The organism is Granulicella arctica (assembly GCF_025685605.1).
Taxonomy (GTDB): Bacteria; Acidobacteriota; Terriglobia; order Terriglobales; family Acidobacteriaceae; genus Edaphobacter; species Edaphobacter arcticus.
In genome coordinates, this window is sequence record NZ_JAGTUT010000001.1 from 4,546,660 (window position 1) to 4,565,526 (window position 18,867).

Here is an 18,867-nt window from a genome sequence, read left to right on the forward strand (position 1 = left end):
CCGCCCTCGCTATACTTTAGGTTGCGAGGCATATGTACCCCTATATCAATCTTGGCCCTATCCATCTGGGCACCTTTGGCCTGCTGTTGTGGCTTGCTGCGGTAGCAGCAACGGTCGTTCTCCATAAAAACCTTCTTCGCAAAGGTGTCGACGCAGACGCGCTCAACATCGTCGCACTTGTGGTCGTCGCAGGCATACTCGGCGCGAAGGCGTGGCACGAGCTGCAAAATCTCGCCGACCTGCGCTATGCAATGCGCCAGATCACCGCCGTTGGCTGGCACCATCCCCTCGACATCGTCGTCGGCTTCCTGCACTGGTTTCAGGCGGGCTTTGCATGGTTCGGCGGAATGCTTGCCGGCATCGCCATGCTGATGTACCAGGGCCGTGTAGCAAAGGTCGGCGGAATCCGCATGCTCGATCTCGCCGCCCCCGCCGCTGCCATCGGTTACGGCGTAGGGCGCATCGGCTGCCTCACCAGTGGCGACGGCGACTACGGCATCCCGACGACCCTCCCATGGGGCGTCCACATGCGGCCCGATGCGCTCGTCCCCACAACGCTTCTCGTCCAACCAACACCGGTCTATGAACTCCTCTTCTCAATTGCGCTGGCCTGGCTGCTCTGGCGTTTAGGAGCGAAGTCCCGACCCGTCGGCTGGCTCACCGGCCTCTACCTTGCGCTAAGCGGTCTTGGTCGCTTTCTAGTCGAATTCGTCCGCATCAATCCGCGTATCTACTGGGGCATGAGTAACGCACAGGTCGCCGCGCTTGGATCAATCGTCGTAGGTCTGATCGTCATGCTCGCCGTCCGTGGCCGTGTGCCCGCCTTGCAGGATGAGGTTGTTACGGCTTAGGAGTCTGCGCAGGTTTGGGCTGGTAGGGAGGGCGATATTCTCCAGCCGCCTTCTCCCCAACCGGCACTTTGCCGGGAAAGCTCGCTGCCAGCGCAAGCACGTCGCGGCGAACGTCCTCATACGGCGGCTCGCCATCCGGATAGAACTTGAGAAAGGTGCGGCTTCGCATATTCGGATACTCGGCGAGTGCGAAGGGACGAATGTGTGCCGCCGCCTGGTACGGAAACTGATGCGCGAAGCTGGTCGCGTCCGCCGGGTTTGCCTCAAGATCGATCGAAGGCGTAAACCGCGCCGCCTTGTCGAAGCTGTTCGTGAACAGGAAACGGAAGCGAGTCGTCGCAGCCGGTCCACTCGCCGCAAACTCGAGGATCTCGATGTGCAGCGTGCCGGAGCGGTAGTCCTCGACGACATAACCTCGTTCCAGCGAAAGGTTTGGATCGCCCGTCAACGCAATCTTCTGCACGATCACGCGCTCCCGATTGAACTCCGCCCACTGGTTCATCCCGGCGTAGGTACGAGCCATGCCGAGATGAATGGAGCCGACGTAGAGCGTGTTCAAAGCAAGACACTGCTGGTAAAGAGCCAGCGCTCCCGCAAAGTCACCCGTGACCCGCGTCGCATCCGCGGCAAGAAACAACACGCGGAAGTCGCGTGGATAAGCCGCCAGAACCGGCCGAACCGCCGCCAGTGCCGAGGCATAATCGTTCAGGCTGATGAACTGAAAAACAGGAGCCAGCGCAGCCTCCCGCTTGGCCGCATACTCGGTGGCCGCCGTCTTCCCCGCAGCCGCAACCGCATCCTGCGGCAGTGGCGGTGCCTGCTGTGCGAAACCCGAAACTGCAATCAGCAACAGCGTAAACCTGCCGAATCCCATCCCGGAAGGCTAGCACGCGGCCCCCGGGACCTGCATCGTGCATCTCCCTGGACTGGGGTCATCCGCACTGATCGGTGTCCTAAGCCTTCGCCACCCACCCACAACACTGCCATCCTGACCTCATCGGTTCGACCGCAACAAGCTCACCTGCAAATCCGTCATCCCACTCGACAGACAGCCACTTCAAGCAATCCGTTATACTCACCGTACAATGTCCCTAGAACAGACAATGCATCAAATGGCAGCCTAAGTCGCCTATTATCTTATATTTGCCATTAAGTCGTTTAGAATGCTATATTTAGCAGCATCACTTTGCTATATCGTTCATTATAGAAGGTTTACGGCCAGCATCTCGACTCGTTTTTTTCGCAATCTGGAGATTATCTGAGCAGGAAGCGAGAGCCCGGAACCTCACCCCTGCACTTCATCATGCAGCTCTTTTCGCCTGAACCACCCACGCTACCTCCTCCACCCTTACCCGCCGTCCGATCCCCAAAACCCCGCGCGCCCAAAGTAGCCTCCGCCGCCCATCTGCTCCCCATCTTCGAGATGGAGTACCGCGAACTGCGCCCCCGCGCTCCGATCCCGCCGGTCGATGTCCGCTTTCGCCGCTTCACCTCACTTAACACCACGATCCGGCTCCGCGACGGCAAGCTCCACGTTCGCCTCTCTGACCTCCTCGAGACCGCGCCCGAATCCGTCCACCACGCCATCGCCCACATCCTTCTCGCCAAGCTCTACAAGAAGCCCATCGCTCCCACCCACGCCGACCGCTATCGCCGCCATACCTCATCCGAAGCCATCTCCCGCCAGGCCGAGCACATCCGTCAGACCCGCGGCCGCAAGCGCATCTCCACCGCGCAGGGTCACCGCTACGATCTCGACGAGGTCTTCAAGACCCTCAACATCCGCTTCTTCAACGGCCTGCTCGGTCGCCCCACTCTCACCTGGAGCGCCCACGCCGCGCGCCGCATGCTCGGCCACTACGACGCCGCCCACAACACCATCGTCGTCAGCCGCGTCTTCGACCGCCCCGATACGCCGCGCTGCGCCATCGAGTACCTGCTCTACCACGAGATGCTCCACCTCAAGCACCCCGTCAGCGTTAAGGCCGGTCGCCGCTGCGTCCATTCGCGAGCGTTCCAGGCCGACGAGCGTCTCTTCCCGGAGCTCGACGCAGCGAAGGCCTACCTCCGACGCCTTTAACTCAACTCAGCGTGGAGAGGTGACCGCCTCACCTTTCGTCTCTTTGGGTGGGGGATGGGCCGCAAAGTAGGTCCGTTGATCCTCGATCAGCTTCGTCGACTCCTCGCGAATATCCCGAATCGCCTCTAGTGCCAGCTTGCGCGAGACGTTATAAGCATCATGGTCCGCGGGCGATTTGATGACCGTCGCCCAGCGCTCCGTGGCGCTCAGAAGCTTCGGCAGGGCCTTCCGCATATCTCGATGTCCCGGTCCATAGTCATCCAGGTTGTCGTCAAGCTCGTCCGCGATGCTGGTGAACTGCTCCATCAGGTCGTGCAGATCCTGCTCGCGACCGGGCTGACGCGGCTTGGCGACAAGGGTCTCAATCGCCTTCGTCCGCTCATCGAGAAGCTTCACAAAGACGAGGACACGATCCGCCGCAACATAAGCCGAGTCGCGGAGCTGATCCACCTCAGAGTCGGTCAGCGCCGGACTCTCACGCTGAGCGTGCAGCTTTGGAGTGAGCACAAAGAATAGGAAGGCGAACAGGATCGCGATACCACCGCGCCAGAGAAGCGACAACGGAGAGTCGTGGTCCATATCGATATTAATGAGCGAAGACCTGGTTCAGGAGTTCGTTTTCTACCTGCGTAAGCTGCTTCAACGTGGCTTGCAGGGACTCACGATCCTCAAAGGAGGCGTGCTGCACATACTCGTCCAGACGACGGGTTGTATGGTGCATCAGCATCTGCGCGTTCATCAGGCGCTTGGTGTCGTTGGCCAGCCCAAGGTGGATCAATTCAGCATAATGGTGCACGCGCTGCAGAGTTACGGCCGCACTTTCAGGATCTCCGGCGAGCATCTGGTGTCCGGCAAGCTCGGTCATGGCGTGGACCAGCTCGGTGTAGAGGAAGCACTGTTCGCGCGGCTTGGCCTGGAGAGCGCGAGCTTCCATCTGGGCGATTGCGTTGGCGTCGGCCAGGATCTCTTCGGTTGCTGCACGGCAGGGAATGGACGACAGGAGAGTGACGGTGAACGCGGTGATCACGAGAGTACGGAGTAAACGGCCCATAACGCACCTCTGGTGCAAAGGCGGAGCGCTTGCTACTTCGAGTGTTGCAGAGCGATGAGGCGGTGACTGGCCTCCCACTCCTGATCGGGGAACTTCCCGGCCGCTGCGGTCAGGAACTGTTTATAGAGGTCGGACGCTTGCTTCGAGTGGTGCAATGAATCGTGTGCCGTAGCCGCTAAAAAGAGGGATGCGGGAGACTGTGGCAAGACGGTAGCACGTAGAGTCAGCGCTTGCAACACTATTTCCGAATTTTTGTTGTGCGACGCGGCGAAAGCCAGATTTTGTGCTGCATCTGCCATATCGGCTGGCTTCTTGAAAGCTTTAGGACTGGTGAGTGCCTGGCTAAGCGTCGCCTGGGCCTCCGGATACTGCTGAAGAGCTAACTGGGCCTCACCTTGATCAGCGAGGAGGTTTACGTCGTGCGGGGAATGGAGCAGGAGGGCGGCGTAGAGCGGTGCAGCCTTTGCAGGCTCCTTGTTATCGCTGTAGAGATGCGCCAGCAGCCGCGTAAGGTTGTCATCCGCAGGCTTCGCGGTATGCAGGGTATCAACGAGCGTTATAGCCTCAGGTGTCTTGTCCTCGGCAGCGTAGGTCGCGGCCAGTTGGCTGGTGAGCGTCGTGTCGGCCGGATGCTTCGCAAGCGCTCCGGTAAGAAGGGTCTCAGCCTCTGGAGCCCGCTTCAGCGAGAGGAGAAGATGCGCGAGCGCGGCCGTGATCGTCGGGTTACCGTCATGCGTTTTGAGTATGCGTCGGTAGGCATTTTCGGCGGTCGGCAGATCGTTCGCAGCTTCAGCCAGCTCACCTACAAGGAGCGCGTCATCGACACTTTCAGGCGAGAGTTTCAGAGCTTCGAGCAGGTCAGCCGAAGCTGCGGCGGGGTCACTCGATTGATCGAGCCGAGCGAGAGCACGGTACGCACGAGCCTTCAGCGCCGGGTCTTCGGTTGGCAGCGTGACCGCCTTGACAAGCTCCGTGTGAGCTTCAGTAAGCTTGCCCGTGCGCGCAAGCAGGAGACCAAGCGCGAGGTGCGGCGGGAAGAAGTTCGGATCGGCAGAGATGGACTTCTGATACGCCGCGGTAGCCCCGGCGTCGTTGTTCCGTGCGTCCTCGACGTAGCCAAGGTTGTAGAGCAGCGGAGCTTCGGTCGGATACTTCTCGGTGAGTGCCGTGAGAAGCTTGAACGCTGCAGGGTAGTCCTGATTCTGAAGCGCCTCGCCAGCCTGCGTACGCAAAGGATCCGTCGTGACGGTCTCGGTCTGGCTTGCGTCCGTCGTCCCCGGAGGAAGCTGGGCAACGGCAGCGAGCGGTACCGAGAGGAGGGACAGCATTACGACAAATGTCATGCAACGATCTAGGGTGAAACGAGTCATAGGAGCCGGAATCTTCAAAGGATGAGCTTGCGGAGAAGGGGACGGCGCATAAGCAGGCCCGCCCAAAGGATGATGGCAAAGACGATCGGCGCAGGCCACGTGGGATCGCTGATGCGAAGGTGGCTGGCCACAGCTCCGCCGCAGTAAGCAGTAAGGAGCAGCGCTCCAAACACAGCGGTGCGCGGTACCAGGTAGAGGACAGCGCAGACAAACTCAATTGGCGCCAGAATGTGCAGGAAGTCGGCGGTGTAGCCGAGCTTCGCGGTGCCTGCGATAACCTCCGGCGAGCTATGCCACGCTGTAACGCTGCCAAAAAGCAGAAAGCTCGCTGGAAGGATAGAAAGGACCCAACCCAGGATGTTGAGCGCTCTGGAAGGTTGAAGATCTGCGGTGCTAGACGTCATAGAAGCTCCTTACGCTGGCGATCATTTCGGTGAGCGATTCTATCGCGCCTGTGCGTGGGAGGGAACGGGTTGATGGTGTGAAGTTGCTTCAAGCACCGGTCCCAGCCAGTGGCCGGTGTGGCTGGCCGGATTGGCAGCGATCTCTTCCGGCGTGCCAACCGCAACGATCTGGCCGCCGCCGCTGCCGCCTTCGGGGCCCATGTCGATTACCCAGTCAGCAGATTTGATGACGTCAAGATTGTGTTCAATGACCAGTAGAGATCCGCCGCCGTCGATCAACTTACGGAAGGCGTTGAGAAGCTTCGCAACGTCGTCGAAGTGGAGGCCTGTCGTAGGCTCATCGAGGATGTACAACGTACGCGAACGAGCCTTTGCGGCCGCCTCGTTCGTCGACGCTCGATTCGTCACAGAGCGAGCCGTAGCAAGGTGCGCCGCGAGCTTAACACGCTGGGCCTCGCCGCCCGAGAGCGTCGTGGCGGACTGACCCAGGCGAACATAGCCCAGGCCGACTTCGTCGAGGACGAACAGTTTATCGACAATCTTCTGATGGCCCGCGAAGTAGTGCAGCGCTTCCTTAACGGTCATGTTGAGGACGTCGAAGATGCTCTTGCCCTTATATTTCACTTCAAGAATTGCGGCCTTGTACCGTGTCCCGTTACATTCTTCGCATGGCAGTTCGATATCTGCGAGGAACTGCATCTCGACCGTGACGGTGCCATCGCCTTCACAGACATCGCAGCGACCTCCCGGAACGTTGAAGGAGAAGTTGCCCGCAGTGAAGCTCTTCCGCTTGGCATCCGGTTGTGCACTGAAGAGATCGCGGATCGCGTCGAACGCCTTGATATAGGTGACAGGATTCGAACGCGGCGTGCGTCCGATAGGCGATTGGTCGACAAGGACGACATCGTTGAGGTGCTGGACGCCCGAGAGTTCGCGGTACAGCGAGGTCGGGTCCGATCCCTCGGTCTGGCCGAGCGCCTGCATCAGGGCGCGGTACAAGACCTGGTGAACGATGGTTGATTTGCCCGAGCCAGAGACGCCGGTGACACAGCAGAGCAGGCCAAGAGGAATATCGAGATCGACGCCGCGAAGGTTGTGGATGCGTGCGCCCGTAAGCTTCAGGTGCTCACGGCCAGGCTCGCGGCGATGCTTCGGGACAGGGATGGTGAGCCGGCCGGAGAGGTACTTGCCGGTGATGGAGTTCGGATCGGCTGTCACTTCGGCAACCGTTCCCGCAGCGAGCAACTCACCGCCTAGCTCGCCTGCGCCCGGACCAAGATCGAGCAGATGGTCGGCAGCGCGGATCACATCGGGATCATGCTCGACGACGAGGATCGTGTTGCCGAGATCGCGCAGGTCTTCCATGATGCGGATCAGCTTCGCGGTATCGCGGGTGTGCAGGCCAATGCTCGGCTCGTCGAGCACGTAGAGCGCGCCAACGAGCCTGGAACCGAGGCTGGTCGCCAACTGAATGCGTTGCGATTCGCCGCCTGAAAGGGTGGAACTGAGACGGTCGAGCGTCAGGTAATCGAGACCAACCTGGTGCAGGAAGGAGATGCGCTGCCGAACCTCTTCGAGGATCTTTCCGGCGATTTCAGTCTGTGCCGGTGAGAGTTGCAGATTGTCGAAGAAGTTCTGAGCGGCCGTGATGGTGAGGGCAGCCGCTTCGCAGATATTGATGTCGTTGATCAGGACAGCGCGAGCTTCGGCGCGGAGGCGCTGGCCCCGGCACTCAGGGCACGTGGCATAGCCGCGGTACTTCGAGAGGAAGACGCGCACATGCAGCTTGTACTTCTTGCGATCAAGCTCGGCAAAAAAGCCGCGAATGCCCGGAAAGCTGCCGTTGCCATCTTCGAGGAAGACCTGCTGCGGAATGGTCAGGTCATACCAAGCCACATCCGTTGGGATGCCCTGCGACTTCGCAGCACGAAGCATCTCGCCGTGATGCGGACGGTATTTCGTCGTGGTCCAGGGAGCGATGGCACCGTCGGCAAGCGACTTTGACTTGTCAGGGATGATGAGGTCAGGATCGAAGTCGATGGTGTTGCCGAAACCCTGGCAGCGCGGGCAGGCTCCGTAAGGATTGTTGAACGAGAAGAGGCGTGGCTCCGGCTCGCGATATGCCCTGTGGCAGGTGGAACATTCGAATGCTGCCGAGTAGCGAAGATGTTTCGGCTCTTCGTCGTCACGGGGCGCGGTGTGGAACTGGACCTCGCCAGACTCGCGATAGCCGGTCTCGATGGCGTCGACGATGCGGGCGCGGGAGTCGGGGCTGATCGAGAGGCGGTCGACGAGGACGAAGATCGGCTGCGCGAAGTCCAATTCAAGTAGCGACTCCGGCGTCGAGAACTCTACGATTCTGCCCGATTGATAGAGACGGTTGTAGCCGCGGCGGCGTAGTTCGGCCAGACGATCTTTGAGGGTGTCCGTTACAGACGCAAGGCCGATCACGGAGGTCGCGACTTTTGCGGACTTCTTTGCGGCGGACTTCTTCGCAGGCTTGGGTGTTTCGACCTCGGTAGAGGTGCCCTGCATCGGCTCAAGCTTCACATCAGCTCGGACGATGGGGAAGAGGGCGTACGTACGTGTTGACTCGGGCAGCGCGAGGAGCGCCGTGATGATCTCGTCGACCGTGTCGTGGCGAACGGTGCCCCCGCAGTGCAGACAGGTGACGGTGCCGCAGCGTGCGTAGAGCAGGCGGAGATAGTCATAGATCTCGGTGGCCGTGGCGACGGTCGAGCGCGGGTTGCGGGTCTGGTTCTTCTGCTTAATCGCGATAGCCGGGGCGAGACCGTCCATGAAATCGACGTCGGGCTTTTCGATCCGCTCCAGGAACTGGCGCGCATACGCAGAGAGCGATTCGACGTAGCGGCGCTGACCCTCGGCGTAGACCGTATCGAAGGCGAGCGAGGATTTGCCCGAACCGCTGACGCCGCTGACGACGGTGAGCGCGTTGTGCGGGATGTCGACATCGATCGACTTGAGGTTGTGGGTGCGCGCCCCGCGAATTGTGATCTGGTCATTCATAGGCAAATTTGTTATGTTTCGGCGTTACGTTTGATGCGAAGGCTCTGCCATGCTTCGGCGGTAATTTCAAGCGGTTCGCCGGATTCGACGCCACCAAGTAAGAGCGCGCCTAACTGCTCCTTGGCGCGGCGCTTCTGATCCTGCCGGATGAGGCTAGCGAGGTATTCCGCCGGGCTGGCGAAGCCGTTCTCGAGCACTTCAGCATCGATGACGGCCTGTAATTCAGCGGAGAGGAGAATCGTTGCCATCGGCTAAACCTCCTGCTGTGGACGGAAGATTTCGAGGATCAGCAGGCAGGCTCCAATGACGATGCAGGAGTCCGCGACGTTGAAGTCGGGCCAGTGGTAGTGGATGATCTTGACCTCGAGGAAGTCGACCACGTGCTTGAGAACGAGACGGTCGTAGAGGTTCCCGATCGCTCCACCGAGGATCAGCGCGAGAGCAATCGAGGTTGGGTTGAGTGCCCGGCCAACGCGCCAGAGCATCACGAAGACGATCACAACAGCGAGGACCGAGAAGCCGATGAGCACATTGCGGACGAGCAGCGGCGAGAAGGACTCCCCAAGCGAGAAGGCCGCGCCGATGTTGAGAACGTGCGTAAGCCGAAAGTAGCCGGGGATCAGCGTGATCGCCGAGCCGGCCTTGATGTGCGCGACGATCCAGTTCTTGCTGAGGCGATCGGCGAGAATGACGAGCGCGGTGACGATGAGGAGCGGGAGGCGGTAGTCTCGATTACGCATCAGGCTTGCGCCTCCTTTTCATACGGGGCGAAGTGGATGGCGTCGAGGGCTTCGGCGCAGCGCAGGCAGACGGTGGGGAAGCGTGCATCGTTGCCAACGTCTTCGGTGAAGCGCCAGCAGCGGTCGCATTTGGTTCCTGCGGCGGGTTTGGCCTGAACGTAGAAGGCTCCCTTTTCCGGAACGCCTTCGACTACCGTCGCGTGCTGGATCGAGACCTGCGACGCGCCGAAGAGCTCCGGCAGGATTGCCGCGTAGCCTTCGAAGAGCTGCTTGCTGGTCTGCTCAGCGGCAAGGCCTTCGATCCACCCGAGGACGATCTGGGCCTCAGAAGATTTGCCAATAGCCTTGGCTGCACGTTCCTCTTCAAGGACCTTGAGCGCCTCGTCACGAACGGTGAGGATCTTGTCCCAATCTGACTGAATTTGGTCGAAATCCAGGTCGACTATCTTGCCAGGGAAGTGGGCGAGATGCACGCTGGCTTCGCGGCCCTCAACCTTCGGCAGCAACGACCAGACCTCGTCAGCGGTAAAGCTCAGGATCGGCGCGATGAGCCGGGTAAGCGCTTCGGCGATGTGCCAAAGCGCGGTCTGGGCGCTGCGGCGGTGCTGGTGGTTGGGCGCGAAGGTGTAGAGGCGATCCTTCAGCACGTCCAGATACAGCGCAGACAGGTCGGTGTTCGTGAACTCGTTGAGGGCATGGTAGGCGCGGTGGAATTCCAAGTCGTCGTAGGCCGCGCGGATCTTCTTGTCGACCTCGGCGAGTCGCGCAAGAATGTATTGATCGAGCGGCTGCATCTCCGCGAACTTAATCTCGTTGGTGGCGGGGTCGAAGTCGTGAAGGTTGCCGAGGAGGAAGCGGAGCGTGTTGCGCAGCTTGCGGTAGTTGTCGCTGACGCGCTGCATCAGATTTTCGCTTGCGGCAACATCCTCGCGGAAGTCGACCGAGGCTACCCAGAGGCGGATGATCTCTCCGCCGAGGCGCTTCGCAATATCGACAGGATCGACGCCGTTGCCGAGTGACTTCGAGAAGGCGCGGCCCTGTTCGTCAAGCGTCCAGCCGGAGGTCGCGACCATCTTGTAGGGCGCTTCGTTACGCATCGCAACGGAGGTGAGCAGGGACGAGTGGAACCAGCCGCGATGCTGGTCGCCGCCCTCGGTGTAGAGGTCGGCTGGGAAGCTGAGTTCAGGCTCGGCCTCAAGAACGGCGTGCCATGAGGAGCCCGACTCGAACCAGACATCGAGGATGTCCATCTCCTTGCGGAACGCCGTGTTGCCGCAGTTAGCGCAAGCTGTACCTGAAGGTAAGAGGCTCGCGGCATCGTGGCTGTACCAGGCGTCGGCGGACTCCTTCTGAAAGAGCGCAACGATGCTCTTGTTGATCGCAGGATCGTTCAGCGGCGTGTGGCATTTCTCGCACAGGAAGACCGCAATCGGCACACCCCAGATGCGCTGGCGGGAGATGCACCAGTCGGGGCGCGTGGCGATCATGTTCGAGATGCGCTCTTTGCCCCATGCGGGGTCCCAGACAACCTTGTTGATCTCTTGGAGTGCTCGTTCACGGAAGGTAGCGGTGGTGTCGCCTTCCGGCATGGGCGTCTCCATGCCAATGAACCATTGCTCGGTTGCCCGCACGATCACGGGATTGTGGCAGCGCCAGCAGTGCGGGTAGGAGTGCTCGAACGAGGTGGCGGAGAGCAAGGCACCCTTTTCGCGGAGCAGTTCTGTGATCGGCGCGTTCGACTTGAAGACAGTCAGTCCTTCGTAGACTGCTCCGTCGGTGTTGCGCTGCTTGCCTGCGTTATCTACATACTGCAGGTCGGGCAGGTCGTAACGTTTGCCGGTGTAGAAGTCGTCGACACCGTGGGCGGGCGACGTGTGGACGGCTCCGGTACCCTGATCGGCGGTGACGTAATCGGCGAGAACGCCAAGGATGCTGCGTTCGAGGAACGGGTGCTGGAAGGTAGCGCGCTCAAGGACTTCGCCGGGGAAGAGCGCCACGATATCGGCCTGCGATGCGGGTTCAGCAGGGTGCTTCGCGCTCATCAGGTGGCAATGGACGATGACGGACGAGAGCAGCGCCTCGGCGACGATGTACGTGCCGGTAGTGCAGGCGAGGGCGACATACTCAAGCTTCGGGTTGAAGGCCACGGCCTGTGAGGCGGGGATGGTCCACGGCGTCGTCGTCCAGATGATCGTGTAGACATTCTGACCGGCAAGTCGCGGATGAATAGCTGCTGCATCTGACGTGAGCTTGTAGCGGATGTAGACGCTGGGCGACGTGTGCTGCTCGTACTCGACCTCTGCCTCGGCGAGGGCGGTGCGGTCGTGGATGCACCAGTAGACCGGCTTCAGGCCTTTATAGACGAAGCCCTTCTCGAAGAAGTCGTAGAAGCACTCGAGGATGCGGGCCTCGTACTCGAACGACATTGTCTTGTACGGATTGTCCCAGCGACCGAAGACACCGATGCGTTGGAACTGGCTGCTCTGCAGGTCGACGTACTTCTGCGCGTACTCGCGACAGGCCTGGCGAACCGCGATGGGGTCCATCTCAAGCTTCTTGCGGCCTAGCTGTTCGTCAACCTTGATCTCGATAGGCAGGCCATGGCAATCCCATCCGGGGACGTAGGGGGCGTCGAAGCCCGCCATGGTTTTGGTCTTGACGATGAAGTCTTTAATACACTTATTCAGGGCGTGGCCGAGGTGAATGGCCCCGTTGGCATAGGGCGGACCGTCATGCAGGATGTACTTCTCTGCTCCGGCGCGGGCGGCGCGAATCTGGCCGTAGAGGTCTTCCTCCTGCCATTTGGCGAGGCGCAGGGGCTCGTTGATGGGCAGGTTCGCCTTCATCGGGAAGGTGGTTTGGGGCAGGTTCAGTGTTGATTTGAGCGTCTTAGCTGCTGCTACGTTTTCCGGTGCTTCCGACATTCAATCCTCGTATCTGGTGCGGGCACTGCGTTTCTGTTCGGAGCCAACTTGTGGCAAACCTTTATTGTAGCCGGGGCTGTGGGGTAATGAACGTGGTGCACGTGTGACTTCTGTACGGTGGAAAGCGTCAAACCTCCTGTGCGCGGTCAGGCGAATGTTTGTAGAATATGAATCGGAGCCAGGCGCCGCGCGCCGCGAGTACGAGATGGAGCAAACCGGCGGTAGACCGGCAACGTGGTTCAGGTAACGAAATGGCGCGCGAAGAACGGGATGGGTGCGCATCTGGCGAGAGCTGGCTGCGGTGCCGAGGCGAATAGTTGAATGGCGAATACGTTTCTTACACCACCAGAGATTGACCCAGGCCACGAGACACAGTTGCGCCCGATGGGCGATACGCATCTGAGCGAGACCGAGATCTCAGATGGCGGTGTGTTCGGCTCCCTTTGGAGCAATATCCGGGATGTCTTCTTCCCGACGAAGCTTCCGCCACTTGTGCTGGAGTCGACGCCGATTCCGGTGATCGACCGGATGGCGACGAAGCAGGACCCGAAGGCGACAGGATCGGCGGTGGTGATCTATGGGCTGATGATCCTGCTTCTGCTGTGGATCGTGAAGAACAGGGCGCATCTTCTGGTTCCGCCAAAGCCGGTACAGATCGTGGAACTCGACGCTCCACCACCGAAGGCTCCGCCGAAAGCGGTGTCCATGGGCGGCGGCGGCGGCCAGCGCGGACCGACTCCTGTGACCAAGGGAACGCCGCCGAAGTTCGCGGATCAGCAGATCATCCCGCCGAAGGCTCCTCCGCTCGAAGAGCCGAAGATCAAGATCGCTCCAACCATTGAGGTGCAGAAGGACCTGAAGATGGCGAGCAGCATTCCGCAGATCGGCGTGGCCAATTCGCCGCTGGTCGGCATGTCGATGGGTAATGGCCGCGGCACGGGACTTGGATCTGGTAATGGCTCAGGACTTGGGCCGGGCTCAGGCGGCAATACTGGCGGCGGTCCGCGACGGATTGGCGGCGGTGTTTCGGCTCCGGAGCTGATCTTCTCGGTTGAGCCGGAGTTCTCGGAAGAGGCACGCAAGGCGAAGGTCGCCGGTAATGTGCTCGTGAACCTGTGGGTCGACACAAACGGGCTGCCAACACATGTTCGCGTGATTCGCGGCGTCGGCATGGGACTGGATGAGAAGGCGATCGAGGCAGTTCGGCAGTACAAGTTTCGCCCGGCGAAGGAGAACGGCAAGCCGGTCCTTGTAGAGCTGAACGTCGAAGTAAACTTCCAGATCTTCTAGTTCGTCTCGTTGGTACATAGAAGGCCTGCTCTCGAAGCAGGCCTTCTATTTGCGGCGGGAGGCTTTCTCGAGGCGGTCGCGGAGCGCTGCGCCGATCCCTGATGCGGAGGGAAGAGGGCAGATGATGGCGGCGACGCCTGTGCTGTCCAGTTCGCGAAGTCCGGCGAAGACGGTGCGGGCAAGGCCTTCGGGATCTTTCCATGCGGCCCAAGCGAAGACAACAGCGCCGGGTGGCGAAGCCCAGCCGAACGGAAGCATGACGCCGACCCGCTCCTGCAGGCCAAGTAGCTTGCTCAGTCGCTCCTGCATCTCTTCCTGATCGCGAACGAGGGTTAGCGTGGCTCGTGGAGCGTAGTGGCGGATGCCAACTCCGGGCGATGGCAAGCTTTCGGGCGACGCTTGCTGCGGAGGAGGCTGGTACGTTTGGACGGGTTTACCGAGGAGTTCGGAGAGCATTGCGGCGGTGATCGCGCCTGGACGATAGATGATGCCGGCTGATGGATCGAAGACGGTGGACTCGACGCCGACTTCCGTTGGACCACCATCGAGGATAGCGTCGATGCGACCGTCCAGATCGTCGAGAACGTGGGCTGCGGTTGTTGGGCTGGTGTGGCCAAAGCGGTTGGCGCTGGGCGCGGCGACGGGAACTCCGGCTGCTGCGATCAGGGCGAGTGCGAGCGGATGACGCGGCATGCGGACGCCGACGAGCGGACGGTTCGCCGTTATTTGGTCTGGGATTGCGCTGGAGCGTGGCAGGAGCAGGGTCAACGGACCGGGCCAGAAGGCGGCTATGAGGGTTTCGGCTGTGGCAGGGACTTCAGCTACCTGGGAGAGCATCTTACGGTCGCTGATGTGGACGATCAGCGGATCCCAATGCGGGCGCTGCTTGGCCTCGAAGATCGACTCAACGGCCTGGCTGTCGAGGGCATTTGCGCCTAGTCCGTAAACCGTCTCAGTGGGGAAGGCTACGAGCTTGCCCTGGCGGAGAAGTTCGGCGGCGCGCTTGAGTTGATCGGGGCTAAGGCGCTCCGTGATGCGTGGGGATGTCACCTTGTCATGGTAACTTCCACCGGAAATCGCCGTATACTCAGCCCATGCAGATGGCTGAGATAGAGCTCAAATTCCCCGTTGCCGATATAGACGCTCTCCAGTCCAAGCTGCCTGCTCTAGGCTTCCAACTGGTCACGGCGCGGACGTTTGAGAGCAACACGCTCTATGACACTGCTGACCGCAGATTACGGGACTCGCACCAGATCCTGCGGCTTCGGCAGTATGGCGAACTTTGGACCGTGACGCATAAACGACATCCGGACGACGAAGATCCTGCGGGCGCGGATATTCGCTATAAGGTTCGCGTCGAGACGGAGACGACGGTTGCTGATGGTCCTGCGCTGGCGGAGATCTTCAAGCGTATCGGTTATGCGCCGATGTTTCGGTATGACAAGTTTCGTACAGAATGGGCGCAGAACGATGCTCACCTGGTGATCGACGAGACGCCGATCGGGATCTTTGCCGAGGTCGAAGGGCCTATTGAATGGATCGATCGGACGCTTGTGTTGCTTGGGATCGATTCGGCAGTCTGTTTAACGGATAGTTACGGAAGGCTGTTTCTTGGGTGGAAGGAACGGACTGGAAGTGCGGCGTTGAATCTTACCTGGGATGAGATTCAAGTGGCTGTTCCTGTCGAGACGAGCAAGAGCTGACCGCAGGTCCTTCGACTTCGCTCAGGATGACAGTTTGGTGGTGATTGGCATGTCAGCCGCTGACTAGCTGGGTTGCGTAGGCGTCGAGTGAGAGGTTGCGGAGGAGATTGCGGCGCATTCCTGTGTAGACCTGGTCGAGACCTTTGCTGGCTTGCTCGATCCAGTGGAAGGTCAGGGCTGCTGAAAGGCGGTCGAGTTCGGGGCGAATGTCGGTGTTGCGGAGGAGTTCGGGCGTTCCTGAGTCGAGGAGAAGCAGGTCTTCGAGGAGGAGGGAAAGGGCTCGGAGAAGTGCGGCGGTTTTGTGCTGGCCTTCGGCTCCTGCGCGATAGGTTTCTGTCATCTTGAAGAGGGCTGAGTGATCGTTGTCCGATGAGGCATTGTGGATAAGGACGAGCGCGTCCGTGCGGGCAGCGATGTACGTAGCGAGATCGAAGCTGAGAGCTTTTCCTGCGGCTCCTTGCGCGAGGCGAGCGATGAGGGTTCGCTGCTTCGTGGGAACGTCGGGACGACCGTCGGCGAGGAGCATTTCGATCTCCTCGATCGGCAGAGCGCCGAGACGAACGGTGGCACAACGAGAGCGGATTGTGGGCAGGAGTTCGCCGGGATTCTCGGCGAGGATGATGAGGTGCGCGTAATCCGGCGGCTCCTCGAGAACCTTGAGGAGAGAGTTTGCGGCTTCCTTCATAAAGCTGGCCGCGGTGAGGATGAAGATCTTGCGCGGACCTTCGGAGGGAAGGCTGTGCGAGCGCTGGATGAGCGTGCGAACCTGGCCTAGTTTGATGAGGAGCTGCGGCGGATCGGGCGGAATGATGAGGACATCTGGATGAGGCTGGACGAGAACGCGGGTTTCCTTCTTGTCGGTCTCGCGGAGGTCTTCGCGGGCTGCGACCGCGGCTTCGATCTGCTCCTCTAAATTGACGGCGGTAACGATGCGGGTGCAGTTGCGGCAGACACCGCAGAAGCTGGCGAGCGACTGGCCGTTCGACCAGAGATCGCGAGGCTGACGTTCGCACTCGACGGCCATCGTGAGCATGAGAGCAAGGGTGTATTTTCCTGCTCCTGCGGGACCACTGAGGATGAGGGAGTGCGGAAGGCGACCTGCGGCGATGGCAGTTCGGAGCTGTTCGACGGCGGTTGAGTTGCCGTGAAAGTCGTTGAATGTTGCGGGGAAGGCCATCTCGATTTTTGTCCTTTCCGAGGTACCCCACCCCCCCGTACCTGAAGTACGAAAGTATTCAAAACAGGGCAGTTAGCAGTGACCCCTGATAAGCGATTCTGGGACTGGGAGCTTCCAGGGCGCCCCTCTGGCAGTGAGGTTTGTCAAGTTTGTGCCGCCTGTTTATTGTACAAGGGCAGTAATTCTATGAATCGTTATCTACTAGTTGGTAGTCTCATAGTCATGCAAGGTGAAACCGCAGATCGCATCCTCCAAACGGCCAAGGCGCTTATCTCTGACAGGGGATACTCGGCGTTCAGCTACGCGGATATTGCCGAGGCTGTCCAGATCAGCAAGGCCAGTATTCATCATCACTTTCCGACGAAGGCGAACCTGGTCGTTTCGGTCCTCAGGGCTCATCGAGAGAACTTTTTGCAAGGAACCGTGTCGCTGACCGAGCAGATCGACGATCCTTTGGCGCGGCTTCAGGCATACGTCCAGCACTGGGAAGGCTGCATTCGGGGAGGGAACGAACCATTTTGCATTGCCGCGCTGCTGGCTGCCGAGCTGCCGAGCCTTCCTGAGGAGGTCGGCTGCGAGGTCCAGAAACATTTTCTGGAGTTGAGTGGATGGATTCGCAGGACTCTTGAAGAGGGGATCAGTAAGAAGACGTTGAGACTTCGAAGGAGCGCCGAAGACGAGGCACAGACATTTATGGCAGTCGTCCATGGTGCGATGTTGTCGGCCCGGGCCCTTGGAAGCAGCGATGTATTTACGACCGTGACCAGCGATGCTTTGGAGCGAATTTCTATATAAATCTTAGCCGCGAAGTCTGAAGGGTGGCCTTCGTGCGCCCTTTCAACCTACCAACTAGAAGGTTACTCAAGGAGAACACATGACCACCGCAACTCTGAACGAACAGCTACAAGTACAGTCGCTCCGTAATCTTTACTTCACTCGCACCGTGATCCAGCTCCTGTGGGCTGGTGTCGTCCTCGCGGAGGCAGTCAGCAATCCTGCGCTGGCGGCTGGCTTCCTGATCTTCTATCCTCTGTGGGATGTAGTTTGCACTGTGTATGACCTGCGAACTTCCACTCGCTACACCTCCAGCACACCCACCGCGCAATACGTGAACGTGGCGCTGGGGCTTCTCGCCGCGATCGGGATCTCGGTTACCGTCTTCAAGTCGCCACAGCAGGCGGTCGTTGCGTTTGGTGCCTGGGCCTGCGCTGCCGGGCTGGCGCAACTCGCGGCTGGTATCTCTCGCCGGAAGCAATTGGGAGGTCAGTGGGCGATGATCCTGAGCGGGCTTCAGTCCACTGCAGCAGGCGTGGCGTTCATTCTGGGCGGCCTCAGCGGGAAGACCCACATCAAGGACCTGGGTGGCTACGCGATCTTTGGCGGAGTCTACTTTCTCATTGCTGGCTTTCTGTTGCATCGAAAGCTCTCCAAGATTGGGGCGGGTGTAGCCGCCGGCGCTTGATGGCTTTCCCTGCACGCTCAAGCCGAAAACGACAGTGACAACGAAAGAAGGCCAGCCGTTTCGGGCTGGCCTTGCTGTGTTTTGAGGATTGGTGCGGAGGAGGGGACTTGAACCCCTATGCCTTGCGGCGCTAGCACCTCAAGCCAATTCTGAGTGTATCACCGTGTTTCATGGAAGTCTAAGTCGTTCATTTCTATAGGGTCAGCGGTATCACAGAGTTTCATACCGTTTCGCACAACCGTTACACTTCCGTGACATTTTCCGCCATCTTCATGCGGCGTTCCATGAACTCTTTGGCGATGCCCAGATCCTCTGTATCTACGATATTGTAGCGGCGCTCCATTGAGTCAGTCTTGTGTCCGCTGATCTTCATGCGTATCACTTGCGGCACTCCTGCTCTACGCATGTTCCGCACCGCTGACCGGCGCAAGTCGTGGAACTTGAGTTCCGGAACTCCGGCTTGCTTGCAGGCGTTATCCCACGAGCTCCGAAAATCGATAATCTTTCTTCCTTCCCGGTTGAAGACCCAGGGAGAATCCGGCCAGTTCTGATCTCGCGCACTCTTAGCGGCGAGCAGATAGTCGCGCATATCCCCTTTGAGGATCGGGACGGAACGGCCCTCACGGTTCTTTGTGGAGTTGGGTTGCTGTGCGGAAAGAGTCTTTTCCGGCTCTAGCGGAAATCCTCATACCTAAAGTCGACGCTCCTTCCATCGAGTTCGAGGGATACGCCATCGAGCTTTAGACTCCTTGGACGGTTTTCCCTAAACTCCAGCCTTCCTACTCGGG

Annotated in this window: 17 protein-coding genes, 1 tRNA gene and 1 pseudogene; 6 read left to right on the top strand and 13 right to left on the bottom strand. The window is 59.9% G+C overall.

Annotated features, from left to right (window positions below):
* The first annotated feature begins 32 nt into the window (after nucleotides 1–32).
* Nucleotides 33–851, top strand: coding sequence for a prolipoprotein diacylglyceryl transferase (locus OHL20_RS19200; protein ID WP_263384768.1), 819 nt, complete (start codon nucleotides 33–35; stop codon nucleotides 849–851).
* Here OHL20_RS19200 and OHL20_RS19205 read toward each other — a convergent pair.
* Complete coding sequence (locus OHL20_RS19205) at nucleotides 841–1,701, bottom strand: tetratricopeptide repeat protein (RefSeq protein ID WP_263384769.1); 861 nt, start codon at nucleotides 1,699–1,701, stop codon at nucleotides 841–843. The two genes, OHL20_RS19200 and OHL20_RS19205, sit on opposite strands and share 11 nt — an antisense overlap.
* Nucleotides 1,702–2,274: 573 nt before the next feature.
* On the opposite strand from OHL20_RS19205, the gene OHL20_RS19210 reads away from it, so the two are divergent.
* Nucleotides 2,275–2,931, top strand: coding sequence for a M48 family metalloprotease (locus OHL20_RS19210; protein WP_263385057.1), 657 nt, complete (start codon nucleotides 2,275–2,277; stop codon nucleotides 2,929–2,931).
* A gap of 6 nt (nucleotides 2,932–2,937) precedes the next feature.
* Here the strand turns inward: OHL20_RS19210 and OHL20_RS19215 are convergent, their stop codons facing one another.
* The 8 genes from OHL20_RS19215 to ileS are packed head-to-tail and all read right to left on the bottom strand — an operon-like array spanning nucleotide 2,938 to nucleotide 12,447.
* The gene (locus OHL20_RS19215) at nucleotides 2,938–3,510 is read right to left on the bottom strand and encodes a hypothetical protein (protein WP_263384770.1); all 573 of its coding nucleotides are present in this window, start codon (nucleotides 3,508–3,510) and stop codon (nucleotides 2,938–2,940) included.
* 7 nt (nucleotides 3,511–3,517) lie between these two features.
* On the bottom strand, nucleotides 3,518–3,982 hold the full coding sequence (locus OHL20_RS19220; RefSeq protein WP_263384771.1) for a hypothetical protein: 465 nt from the start codon (nucleotides 3,980–3,982) through the stop codon (nucleotides 3,518–3,520).
* Nucleotides 3,983–4,014: 32 nt separating this feature from the next.
* Complete coding sequence (locus OHL20_RS19225; protein WP_263384772.1) at nucleotides 4,015–5,325, bottom strand: tetratricopeptide repeat protein; 1,311 nt, start codon at nucleotides 5,323–5,325, stop codon at nucleotides 4,015–4,017.
* Between the two features lie 41 nt (nucleotides 5,326–5,366).
* Nucleotides 5,367–5,756 carry a DoxX family protein gene (locus tag OHL20_RS19230; RefSeq protein WP_263384773.1) on the bottom strand — a complete coding sequence of 130 codons (390 nt, stop codon included), beginning with the start codon at nucleotides 5,754–5,756 and terminating at the stop codon, nucleotides 5,367–5,369.
* Between the two features lie 39 nt (nucleotides 5,757–5,795).
* Entirely contained in the window at nucleotides 5,796–8,783 is a 2,988-nt protein-coding gene (uvrA, locus tag OHL20_RS19235) for an excinuclease ABC subunit UvrA (protein ID WP_263384774.1), read from the bottom strand.
* An 11-nt stretch (nucleotides 8,784–8,794) separates the two neighbouring features.
* Complete coding sequence (locus tag OHL20_RS19240; protein ID WP_263384775.1) at nucleotides 8,795–9,031, bottom strand: ribbon-helix-helix domain-containing protein; 237 nt, start codon at nucleotides 9,029–9,031, stop codon at nucleotides 8,795–8,797.
* A 3-nt stretch (nucleotides 9,032–9,034) separates the two neighbouring features.
* The gene (gene lspA, locus OHL20_RS19245; RefSeq protein ID WP_263384776.1) at nucleotides 9,035–9,523 is read right to left on the bottom strand and encodes a signal peptidase II; all 489 of its coding nucleotides are present in this window, start codon (nucleotides 9,521–9,523) and stop codon (nucleotides 9,035–9,037) included.
* Complete coding sequence (ileS, locus tag OHL20_RS19250) at nucleotides 9,523–12,447, bottom strand: isoleucine--tRNA ligase (RefSeq protein WP_263384777.1); 2,925 nt, start codon at nucleotides 12,445–12,447, stop codon at nucleotides 9,523–9,525. Before ileS ends, lspA begins: the two co-directional genes overlap by 1 nt.
* A 321-nt stretch (nucleotides 12,448–12,768) precedes the next feature.
* On the opposite strand from ileS, the gene OHL20_RS19255 reads away from it, so the two are divergent.
* Entirely contained in the window at nucleotides 12,769–13,737 is a 969-nt protein-coding gene (locus tag OHL20_RS19255) for an energy transducer TonB (RefSeq protein ID WP_263384778.1), read from the top strand.
* 45 nt (nucleotides 13,738–13,782) lie between these two features.
* Here OHL20_RS19255 and OHL20_RS19260 read toward each other — a convergent pair whose 3' ends face one another.
* Nucleotides 13,783–14,787 carry an L-threonylcarbamoyladenylate synthase gene (locus OHL20_RS19260; protein ID WP_263384779.1) on the bottom strand — a complete coding sequence of 335 codons (1,005 nt, stop codon included), beginning with the start codon at nucleotides 14,785–14,787 and terminating at the stop codon, nucleotides 13,783–13,785.
* A 50-nt stretch (nucleotides 14,788–14,837) separates the two neighbouring features.
* Between OHL20_RS19260 and OHL20_RS19265 the strand changes: the two genes are divergently transcribed.
* Nucleotides 14,838–15,440 carry a class IV adenylate cyclase gene (locus tag OHL20_RS19265; protein WP_317890975.1) on the top strand — a complete coding sequence of 201 codons (603 nt, stop codon included), beginning with the start codon at nucleotides 14,838–14,840 and terminating at the stop codon, nucleotides 15,438–15,440.
* Nucleotides 15,441–15,492: 52 nt separating this feature from the next.
* On the opposite strand, the gene OHL20_RS19270 is transcribed toward OHL20_RS19265, so the two are convergent.
* Entirely contained in the window at nucleotides 15,493–16,617 is a 1,125-nt protein-coding gene (locus OHL20_RS19270) for a DNA polymerase III subunit (RefSeq protein ID WP_263384781.1), read from the bottom strand.
* 222 nt (nucleotides 16,618–16,839) lie between these two features.
* Here OHL20_RS19270 and OHL20_RS19275 point away from each other — a divergent pair, with 222 nt between their 5' ends.
* Nucleotides 16,840–17,412 (top strand): TetR/AcrR family transcriptional regulator, encoded by a 573-nt coding sequence (locus OHL20_RS19275; RefSeq protein ID WP_263384782.1) that lies wholly within the window; start codon nucleotides 16,840–16,842, stop codon nucleotides 17,410–17,412.
* Between the two features lie 79 nt (nucleotides 17,413–17,491).
* Nucleotides 17,492–18,079 carry a DUF308 domain-containing protein gene (locus OHL20_RS19280; RefSeq protein WP_263384783.1) on the top strand — a complete coding sequence of 196 codons (588 nt, stop codon included), beginning with the start codon at nucleotides 17,492–17,494 and terminating at the stop codon, nucleotides 18,077–18,079.
* 89 nt (nucleotides 18,080–18,168) lie between these two features.
* Here OHL20_RS19280 and OHL20_RS19285 read toward each other — a convergent pair.
* A tRNA-OTHER gene (locus tag OHL20_RS19285) sits at nucleotides 18,169–18,313 on the bottom strand.
* A gap of 7 nt (nucleotides 18,314–18,320) precedes the next feature.
* Nucleotides 18,321–18,704 (bottom strand): annotated as a pseudogene (locus OHL20_RS19290) (tyrosine-type recombinase/integrase); the annotation flags it as partial.
* Nucleotides 18,705–18,867: the final 163 nt, after the last annotated feature.

Excerpts from the sequence above, each read along its gene's own strand:
- OHL20_RS19270 (WP_263384781.1), bottom strand. The coding sequence starts at position 16,617 with ATGGCCTTCCCCGCAACATTCAACGACTTTCACGGCAACTCAACCGCC.
- OHL20_RS19275 (WP_263384782.1), top strand. The coding sequence starts at position 16,840 with ATGCAAGGTGAAACCGCAGATCGCATCCTCCAAACGGCCAAGGCGCTT.
- OHL20_RS19265 (WP_317890975.1), top strand. The coding sequence starts at position 14,838 with ATGGCTGAGATAGAGCTCAAATTCCCCGTTGCCGATATAGACGCTCTC.
- OHL20_RS19280 (WP_263384783.1), top strand. The coding sequence starts at position 17,492 with ATGACCACCGCAACTCTGAACGAACAGCTACAAGTACAGTCGCTCCGT.
- OHL20_RS19230 (WP_263384773.1), bottom strand. The coding sequence starts at position 5,756 with ATGACGTCTAGCACCGCAGATCTTCAACCTTCCAGAGCGCTCAACATC.
- ileS (WP_263384777.1), bottom strand. The coding sequence starts at position 12,447 with ATGTCGGAAGCACCGGAAAACGTAGCAGCAGCTAAGACGCTCAAATCA.
- OHL20_RS19215 (WP_263384770.1), bottom strand. The coding sequence starts at position 3,510 with ATGGACCACGACTCTCCGTTGTCGCTTCTCTGGCGCGGTGGTATCGCG.
- OHL20_RS19240 (WP_263384775.1), bottom strand. The coding sequence starts at position 9,031 with ATGGCAACGATTCTCCTCTCCGCTGAATTACAGGCCGTCATCGATGCT.
- OHL20_RS19210 (WP_263385057.1), top strand. The coding sequence starts at position 2,275 with ATGGAGTACCGCGAACTGCGCCCCCGCGCTCCGATCCCGCCGGTCGAT.
- OHL20_RS19220 (WP_263384771.1), bottom strand. The coding sequence starts at position 3,982 with ATGGGCCGTTTACTCCGTACTCTCGTGATCACCGCGTTCACCGTCACT.
- OHL20_RS19225 (WP_263384772.1), bottom strand. The coding sequence starts at position 5,325 with ATGACATTTGTCGTAATGCTGTCCCTCCTCTCGGTACCGCTCGCTGCC.
- OHL20_RS19200 (WP_263384768.1), top strand. The coding sequence starts at position 33 with ATGTACCCCTATATCAATCTTGGCCCTATCCATCTGGGCACCTTTGGC.
- lspA (WP_263384776.1), bottom strand. The coding sequence starts at position 9,523 with ATGCGTAATCGAGACTACCGCCTCCCGCTCCTCATCGTCACCGCGCTC.
- uvrA (WP_263384774.1), bottom strand. The coding sequence starts at position 8,783 with ATGAATGACCAGATCACAATTCGCGGGGCGCGCACCCACAACCTCAAG.
- OHL20_RS19255 (WP_263384778.1), top strand. The coding sequence starts at position 12,769 with ATGGCGAATACGTTTCTTACACCACCAGAGATTGACCCAGGCCACGAG.